This window comes from Duganella guangzhouensis (assembly GCF_009674535.1).
GTDB lineage: Bacteria > Pseudomonadota > Gammaproteobacteria > Burkholderiales > Burkholderiaceae_D > Rugamonas > Rugamonas guangzhouensis.
The window spans coordinates 53,702-61,017 of the sequence record NZ_WKJK01000026.1; the positions used below are offsets into that span (position 1 = coordinate 53,702).

General features: G+C 62.6%; 8 protein-coding genes and 1 pseudogene. 4 read left to right on the forward strand and 5 right to left on the reverse strand.

Annotated features, from left to right (window positions below; all coding sequences use genetic code 11):
• Positions 1–74: 74 nt before the first annotated feature.
• Positions 75–938: pseudogene (locus tag GJ699_RS30900) on the forward strand (SDR family NAD(P)-dependent oxidoreductase); the annotation flags it as partial.
• Between the two features lie 15 nt (positions 939–953).
• A complete protein-coding gene (locus GJ699_RS30905) occupies positions 954–2,015 on the forward strand; it encodes an alkene reductase (protein WP_154383278.1) in 1,062 nt (353 codons plus the stop codon).
• A 71-nt stretch (positions 2,016–2,086) separates the two neighbouring features.
• Here GJ699_RS30905 and GJ699_RS30910 read toward each other — a convergent pair whose 3' ends face one another.
• The 3 genes from GJ699_RS30910 to GJ699_RS30920 all read right to left on the reverse strand — a co-directional run bounded on the left by GJ699_RS30910 (position 2,087) and on the right by GJ699_RS30920 (position 3,981).
• Complete coding sequence (locus GJ699_RS30910) at positions 2,087–2,737, reverse strand: Shedu immune nuclease family protein (protein ID WP_154383267.1); 651 nt, start codon at positions 2,735–2,737, stop codon at positions 2,087–2,089.
• A complete protein-coding gene (locus tag GJ699_RS30915; RefSeq protein ID WP_154383268.1) occupies positions 2,737–2,985 on the reverse strand; it encodes a hypothetical protein in 249 nt (82 codons plus the stop codon). The genes GJ699_RS30910 and GJ699_RS30915 overlap by 1 nt, the downstream gene beginning before the upstream one ends.
• Positions 2,986–3,102: 117 nt before the next feature.
• Positions 3,103–3,981 (reverse strand): hypothetical protein, encoded by an 879-nt coding sequence (locus tag GJ699_RS30920; RefSeq protein ID WP_154383269.1) that lies wholly within the window; start codon positions 3,979–3,981, stop codon positions 3,103–3,105.
• A 109-nt stretch (positions 3,982–4,090) separates the two neighbouring features.
• On the opposite strand from GJ699_RS30920, the gene GJ699_RS30925 reads away from it, so the two are divergent.
• The gene (locus tag GJ699_RS30925; RefSeq protein ID WP_154383270.1) at positions 4,091–4,744 is read left to right on the forward strand and encodes a hydrolase; all 654 of its coding nucleotides are present in this window, start codon (positions 4,091–4,093) and stop codon (positions 4,742–4,744) included.
• A 24-nt stretch (positions 4,745–4,768) separates the two neighbouring features.
• On the opposite strand, the gene GJ699_RS30930 is transcribed toward GJ699_RS30925, so the two are convergent.
• Positions 4,769–5,176 carry a CBS domain-containing protein gene (locus GJ699_RS30930; protein ID WP_154383271.1) on the reverse strand — a complete coding sequence of 136 codons (408 nt, stop codon included), beginning with the start codon at positions 5,174–5,176 and terminating at the stop codon, positions 4,769–4,771.
• Between the two features lies 1 nt (position 5,177).
• A complete protein-coding gene (locus tag GJ699_RS30935) occupies positions 5,178–5,645 on the reverse strand; it encodes a VOC family protein (protein WP_154383272.1) in 468 nt (155 codons plus the stop codon).
• A 64-nt stretch (positions 5,646–5,709) separates the two neighbouring features.
• On the opposite strand from GJ699_RS30935, the gene GJ699_RS30940 reads away from it, so the two are divergent.
• On the forward strand, positions 5,710–7,316 hold a 1,607-nt coding region (locus GJ699_RS30940; RefSeq protein ID WP_443093244.1), incomplete at its 3' end, for an O-linked N-acetylglucosamine transferase, SPINDLY family protein.

A 7,316-nucleotide genomic window follows, 5' to 3' on the forward strand; every position in this document is an offset into this window, starting at 1 on the left:
GTTATCCATCCTACCGGATTTATCCCGCCTCGGAAGCAAAAGATAATGCCTCCATCGCAATCACGGACAACATCATGAAGCTCGCCCATCACATCACCTGGCGCCCTGCCGAGTCGCCGGCGGCGGCCGCCGCCGGCCAACGCATCGCCATCATCGGCGGCACCGGCGGCATCGGCCGCGCGCTCAGCCGTCACCTTGCATCGCTGGGCGCTCGCGTCGTCGTGGTGGGCCAGACCTTCCGCGACCATGGCACGCCCGGCGTTGACTTCATCCAGGCCGATCTCAGTCTGATGAGCGAAGCGCGCCGCGTGGCCACCGCGCTGCCAGCCGAAACCCTGGACATGCTGATTTTCACCACCGGCATCTTCGCCGCGCCGCAACGACAGGAAACCGCCGAGGGCATCGAGCGCGATCTGGCCGTCAGCTATCTGAATCGACTGGTGATGCTACGCGCGCTGGTACCGCGCCTCGGCAAGCAGACCGCCGCCCGGCCACGCGTGTTTATCATGGGCTACCCCGGCGCAGGCAACGCCGGCAGCGCCGACGACCTCAACGCCGAACGCGGCTACAAAGCCATGCCGGCCCATATGAACACTGTGGCCGGCAATGAAATGCTGGTGCTCGACGCCGCGCGTCAATATCGCCAGGCCGTGTTCTTCGGCCTCAACCCCGGCCTCATCAAGACCAATATCCGCGACAACTTCTTCGGCAAGGACACGCTGAAGTCGCGTCTGGCCGAATGGTTGATTGGCCTGCTGATGCCAAATGCCGATGACTACGCGCGCCGCATCACGCCGCTGCTGCTTTCGCCCGATATCGCCCAGCACAGCGGCGCCATGTTCAACAACAAAGGGCGGGCCATCCTGCCGTCAGAAGGCTTGACCAAAGAGCACATCCATCAATTCATGGCCGCTTCCACCGCGCTGATCGGCCGTACTCTCAAGGACACCGCAATGAACCAAGCATTTGAACCGGTCCAACTGGGCCGTTATACCCTGAACAACCGCCTGGTGATGGCGCCGATGACCCGTTCGCGCGCCCAGCACGACGGCACGCCCGGCGCGCTGGCGGCCGAATACTATGGCCAGCGCGCCGGTGTCGGCCTGATCGTCACCGAAGGCACGCAGCCATCCGATGACGGCCAGGGCTACCTGACCACGCCCGGCATTTACACCGACGCCCACGTGGCCGGCTGGCGCAAGGTCAGCAACGCGGTGCACGCCAAAGGCGGCCGCATCTTCATCCAGCTGATGCACGCTGGCCGCATGTCGCATCCGGATAACACGCCGCATCACCGCCAGGGCGTGGCACCATCGGCCATTGCCCCCGGCGCGCCGATGTTCACCGCCATCGGCATGCAGGACATTCCGACGCCGCGCGCGCTCAGCACCGGCGAGATACGCCAGACCGTACAGGACTTCCGCCTGGCCGCGCGCCGCGCCATCGAAGCCGGCGCCGATGGTGTGGAAATCCATGGTGCCAACGCCTATCTGATCCAGCAATTCTTCGCCCCCAGCGCCAACAGCCGCGACGATGAATACGGCGGCTCGATTGCAAACCGCGCCCGCTTCGCGATCGAAGTGACGCAAGCGATTGCCGCTGAAATCGGCGCCGACCGCACCGCGATCCGGCTGTCGCCCGGCACCACCCTGTGGGGCATCGACGAAGGAGCGGAAGGGCCGGCGCTGTACCGCCATCTGGTGACAGAACTAAACCGGCTGGGCCTGGCCTATCTGCACATCATGCACCAGGGCGACGAGCCGCTGCTGGCCGATATCCGCCAGCTGTGGCAGGGTACGCTCATGCTGAACCGTCCGGGCCGCCCGCGCGACCAGATCGGCGCCGACCTCGCCAGCGGCCTGGCCGAGCTGGAATCTTATGGCCAGATGGTGCTCGCCAATCCGGATTTCGTGACGCGCCTGCAAACCGGCGCCGCCATGAACGAGGCCAACCGCAATGCCTATTTCGGCGGCACGGCACAGGGTTACACCGACTATCCGGCGCTGGCCGCTTAAGGAGCGGCGGCCTGCGCTGGATGGCGGCCGTCCTCTGCAATCCCAATTTTAAGGAGCTTCTTCATGAGCTGTCACTTTGCGTCAAAATCCAGCAATGCCTCATAGTGCTCGCGCAGCTCCCTCGCAAGCTCATCAAAAGTGAAGCAACGCAGATTTCGGCTGTTGATCACAGTGTGTCTTCTTCGCCATTCAAAACGTTGCATCAAGCCCGCTTGCTTCAGAAAATGGTCACGGCCAATGATAAGGACACCGAGATATTCAATCTTCGGTGCCCCAAAGTGCTCTTCGATTTTGCTAGTCCGATGGTAATCGTCCAGACGGAAGTACCAGTCCACGATCTGACTGAAGCCATGCTCGAATGTGCGTGACCATTGATAGCTTTGGCTCGATTTTCCCGCTGTCTTGATCGAAAATATGCTGTTCCTTTTCGCATGTTCAAATTCCACGAACAGGAACTTCGAGCCTGTTTTGTCGGCAATCGCAAAATCCGCATAAAACTCTTGCATAATGGAGCAGCCAGGCAAGTAGGCCGCCGCCGCAATACCATCGAAAAGCGCTCTGGACATCAAAAGCACCAGATTGGGTCTGGCATTAAAAAATTGCTGCAACCCGCGTGGTCCGGCCTCATCCAAACACGGCTGCTCCGCCAGCAATGCATCTAGCGCAACGAGATCTGCGCCAAGCTGCGGCAAATTCAGTCGGGCACTGACCAAGGCAAGCACTACGACTCCTCTGGTTTCAGCATGATGTCCATGACGCGGACCTTGCCTTCATATCGCTGAAACACTAAAAAATGATCATGTTCCTCAGCCAGGAAAACATTAGGCCGGCGTGGCGATGGTGCAGGAGGAGTACTAAAGGGGTTATCGCCGACGGCAAGAGCATGCAGAATCTCTTCGAGCCGCTCCTTCCACTCCCCCTTAGCCAGATCTCGCGAAATTTCTGCCCTTAACGACAATTCAAGTTGCATGGCGTTCTCCTTCATACGCACGGTGCGGTTCCGAGCCAGACAATCAGTCTATACCCGAGAACCCCACGCCGTTTGGGACAACGCAAACGTGTTCAGGGCTGCCGATGCGCTCGCCCTTTAGTCGAACGACAGCGAATTAAAGAAGCGGTCCTTGAACTTCATCGACGCTGCTTCATACTCCTTCTCCGTTACGATACCCAGCATGAACGAGCCGCCTGGCACGCGAAACCAAAGGCCGTGGGTAATCCGTTCACCATTCTTGCCGACGTAATAGACCGATTCCGCACCTTTGAACATGGATCTGCCCGCAGGGTTATCTTCATAGGTGTGGTCGACAGCAATCCCTATGCTGGACTCCGGCCCTGATCGTTCAAATACCGCCAGATAAACCGAACCATATTGATCCTTGCCGCGCACCATAAAGCCCGGTTCGCCCGGCCCCGCCTTCGTAATGTCCTCGAACTCACCCGGCATATCGATGGCAAAACCACCCTCGGCTGAATGCGCGCGATACCAGCCATCCGCCTCGGGTGTCGACGCATTCATGGCATGACCAGCGGTCACATATTGATGGCGTGGAGTGAAAGACGGCGCGGGTTCGCTAACCGGCTGCATGTAGAAAAATTGCCGACCACGACCGGCCACCATTTGTGTGCCATAAAAGCGCATCCGCTTGCCGGTCAACTGCTTGGCAGCTGCGCCACTCAACTGTTGGTCAGCATTAAGGAAACAGCTCGGCCGCAAGGTCACCGTGAACAGACGCGGCGACTGGCCCACCTCATACAGCATCTTCACGTTTTCAACCGTCACATTGAAACGTGCCGCCTCGCCAACTGCCTGTGAAATCACCACAACGTCGGCCTCGAATACCCACTCTGCCTTGTCCGCTGCGACCTGCGCGGATGTCACGAGGCTGGAACACTGATCCTGAGCTTGCGCCGCCGATGCAAGAAACAACGCTGCATAGAACAATCGAAAATTTCGAATATACGCCATAAATTTTTCCGCTTTTTGTTAACGTCTCGCTCACGCATAATGCTTTTCAACGAGGCGCCAACAAACGCTTACCACCAATCGAAATTATTGAATCTCAGGAGAATACATCATGCCAACCGCCATCGCCCAACCAGGTCAAACCCTGCTGAATCCAGTCAACCACACCCTGATCATGATCGATCACCAGTCGCAGATGTCGTTTGCCACCAAGTCGATCGACCCGGTCCAGCTGCGCAACAACGTCGCCCTGGTGGCCAAGGCCGCCAAGGAATTCAAGGTGCCGACCATCCTGACCACCGTCGCCGAAAAATCGTTCTCCGGTCCGATCTTCAACGAAATCAAGGAAGTGTTCCCGGACGAAGTCGCCATCGACCGCACCACCATGAATACCTGGGAAGACGCACGCATCGCCGAACGCGTCAACGCCATCGGCAAGGACAAAATCGTGCTGGCCGGCCTGTGGACTTCGGTATGCATCGTGGGTCCGGCACTGTCGGCGCTGGACCAGGGCTTTGAAGTCTACGTCATCACCGACGCCAGCGGCGACGTCTCCGACGAAGCTCATGAACGTGCCGTGCAGCGCATGGTGCAAGCCGGTGCCCGCCCGATGACCTCGCTGCAATACCTGCTCGAACTGCAGCGCGACTGGGCCCGTGGCGAGACCTACAACGAAACCGTCGCCACCTCGATCGCCCACGGCGGCGGCTACGGTCTCGGCCTGATCTACGCCAAAACCATGTTCAACGCCGCTGAAGGCCACTAAGCAGACCGGGCCAGCGCAAAGGTGTCAGGGCTGCGGCCGCAGGTTGCGCAGGATGTCGCGCCAGCTGAGGATGCCCACCAGCCGGTCGTCCTGGCTGAGGATGGGGATGCACGACACCGCGTGCTGGTTGAACAGGTCGATGGCGTCGTCCACCGTCGCATCGTCGCGCAAGATCTTCGGCTTGCGCGACATGATCTGGTGCACCCGCTTGTTCAGCGTGGCCGCATCCTTGTAAGTTTCGACATTGGTGCCCAGGTTCGGACTCAGCGCCTTGAACAGGTCGCGGTCCGACACCACACCCAGCAGCTCGCCCTTTTCCAGCGCCAGCAAATGGTGAAACTTGCTGTGATCGAAAATCTCTTTCACCAGCGCCAGCGTATCGTCCAGCCCCACCGTCACCACATCGCGACTCATGATGTCCTTGACCAGCATCTCACGCTCCCCGATACGCCGCAATCACCTCGGCCGGCGCCTGCACCAGCTCGATCAACACGCCGGCGCCGCCAATCGGAAACGCCTCGTTCGCCTTCGGATGCAAAAACGCGATGTCGTGCCCGGACGCGCCCTTGCGGATGCCGCCCGGCGCAAAGCGCACGCCCTGCGCCGTCAGCCATTCCACCGCCACCACCAGATTGTCGACCCACAGGCCGACATGATTGAGCGCCGGCTGATCCACCTGCGGGCTGCGCGCCGGGTCCAGCGGCTGCATCAAATCCACTTCCACCTGGAACGGACCACTGCCCAGCAGCACAATATCCTCGTCCACGTTCTCTTTCTCGCTGACGAAATGGCCGGCCGGCGCCAGCCCCAGCATGTCGACCCACAGCCGGCGCAACGGTTCCTTGCTGGCGGCGCCCACCGCAATCTGTTGCAGGCCGAGGATTTGAAACGGTCTGTCCATCTGTCACTGTCTCTTTTGGTGTGTGAAGATTGAATCCTAGACGGATTCAGCCGACAATACCAGTATGACTGCCAGCCTCCCCAGCGACGAATCGCAACTGCAGGAACTGAACCGGGCCCTTGCCGCCAATGAACTGACACAGGCGGCCAGGCTCGCCTTTGCGCTGGCCAAGCGCGGCACCCTGCCGATCATGCAGCTGATCGGCCTGGCCGGGCTGATGGGCCACGCCGGCCAGGCCGCGCGCGCCGCCGAGCTGTACCACCTGTGGCTGCGCTGCACCGAGTCGCCGCTGCTGTTTGCCGCCTGGTACAACCTGGGCGTGCTGCAGATCCAGGCCGACGAACAGCAGGAAGCCGAACAATCGCTGCGCGCCGCGCTGGCCATCAAGCCCGATTTCATCGACGCCCGCATGACCCTCGGCACGCTACAGGAACGCCTGCGCCAGCACGACGCCGCGCTGGCCACCTGGCGCGCCGCGCTGGCGCAGATCGACCCCGACCTTCCCGCCAGCCGGCCGCAACAGATCCAGGCGCTCAACAGCGTGGCGCGCGTGGCGGCGCTGCGCAAGCAGTATCCGGAGGCCGAGGACGCCTGCGCGCGCAGCCTGCTGCTCGATCCCAAGCAGCCAGCGATTGCCGCCCAGTGGATCAGTCTGCGCCAGCAGCAATGCGCGTGGCCGGTGTGCGCGCCACTGCCCGGCCTGGCCGAGGCCGACCTCAACAACAGTGCCGCGGCCGCCTCGCTGCTGTGCCTTGCCGACGATCCGGCCGCCCAGTTGGCCGCCGCCCGCCGCCACCCGGTCAACCGCGCGCCGGCGCCGGCGCCGCTGGCCGACATGCACGGCTATGTGCACCGCAAGCTGCGCGTCGGTTACCTGTCGTCCGACTTCAGCAGCCACGCCGCCGCCCGCCTCACGGCCGAGCTGTACGGCCTGCACCAGCGCGAACAATTCGAAATCTACGGCTTCAGCTGGAACGAGGAAGACCGCGGCGGCCTGCGCGCCCGCATCGCGCCGCAGCTGGACCACCACATCCGTCTGACGGTGATGAGCGACCTGCAGGCGGCGCAAACCATCCGCGCCCATGAAATCGACATCCTGGTCGACCTGCACGGCCTGGGCGCCGACGGCCGCCCCGGCATCCTGGCGCAGCGCCCGGCGCCGGTGCAGATCGGCTGGCTGGGCCACGCCGGCAGCAGCGCCATGGCCGCGCTCGACTATGTGCTGGCCGACGCCTTCGTGCTGCCGCCGGCGCTCAGCGCCGAGTTTACCGAGCGGCCGCTGTACCTGCCCGACTGCGTGCAGATCCACGACCGCCGCCGCGCCGTCGGCCCGGCGCCCACCCGCGCCAGCGCCGGCCTGCCGGAGCATGGCTTCGTGTTCTGCAACTTCAACAGCAGCCGCCGGCTCGCGCCGGCGCAGTTCGCCGCATGGATGCGCATCCTGCAGCGCGTGCCGGACAGCGTGCTGTGGCTGGCCGCCGACAGCGAGCCGGTGCGCGACAACCTGCGCGTGGCCGCGCTGCGCCACGGCGTCGCCAGCGAGCGCCTGGTGTTCGCGCCGCGTGTGGCGCAGGCCGACTATCTGGCGCGCTTGCAACTGGCCGACCTGTGCCTGGACACCCTGCCGGCCAGCGGCGGCGGCGCGGCCGGCAGGGTGTCCAGGCACAGGTC

Bases quoted from the DNA above. Each gene is read 5' to 3' on its own strand.
- GJ699_RS30935 (WP_154383272.1), bottom strand. From the start codon at position 5,645: ATGGACAGACCGTTTCAAATCCTCGGCCTGCAACAGATTGCGGTGGGC.
- GJ699_RS30905 (WP_154383278.1), top strand. From the start codon at position 954: ATGAACCAAGCATTTGAACCGGTCCAACTGGGCCGTTATACCCTGAAC.
- GJ699_RS30915 (WP_154383268.1), bottom strand. From the start codon at position 2,985: ATGCAACTTGAATTGTCGTTAAGGGCAGAAATTTCGCGAGATCTGGCT.
- GJ699_RS30930 (WP_154383271.1), bottom strand. From the start codon at position 5,176: ATGCTGGTCAAGGACATCATGAGTCGCGATGTGGTGACGGTGGGGCTG.
- GJ699_RS30925 (WP_154383270.1), top strand. From the start codon at position 4,091: ATGCCAACCGCCATCGCCCAACCAGGTCAAACCCTGCTGAATCCAGTC.
- GJ699_RS30920 (WP_154383269.1), bottom strand. From the start codon at position 3,981: ATGGCGTATATTCGAAATTTTCGATTGTTCTATGCAGCGTTGTTTCTT.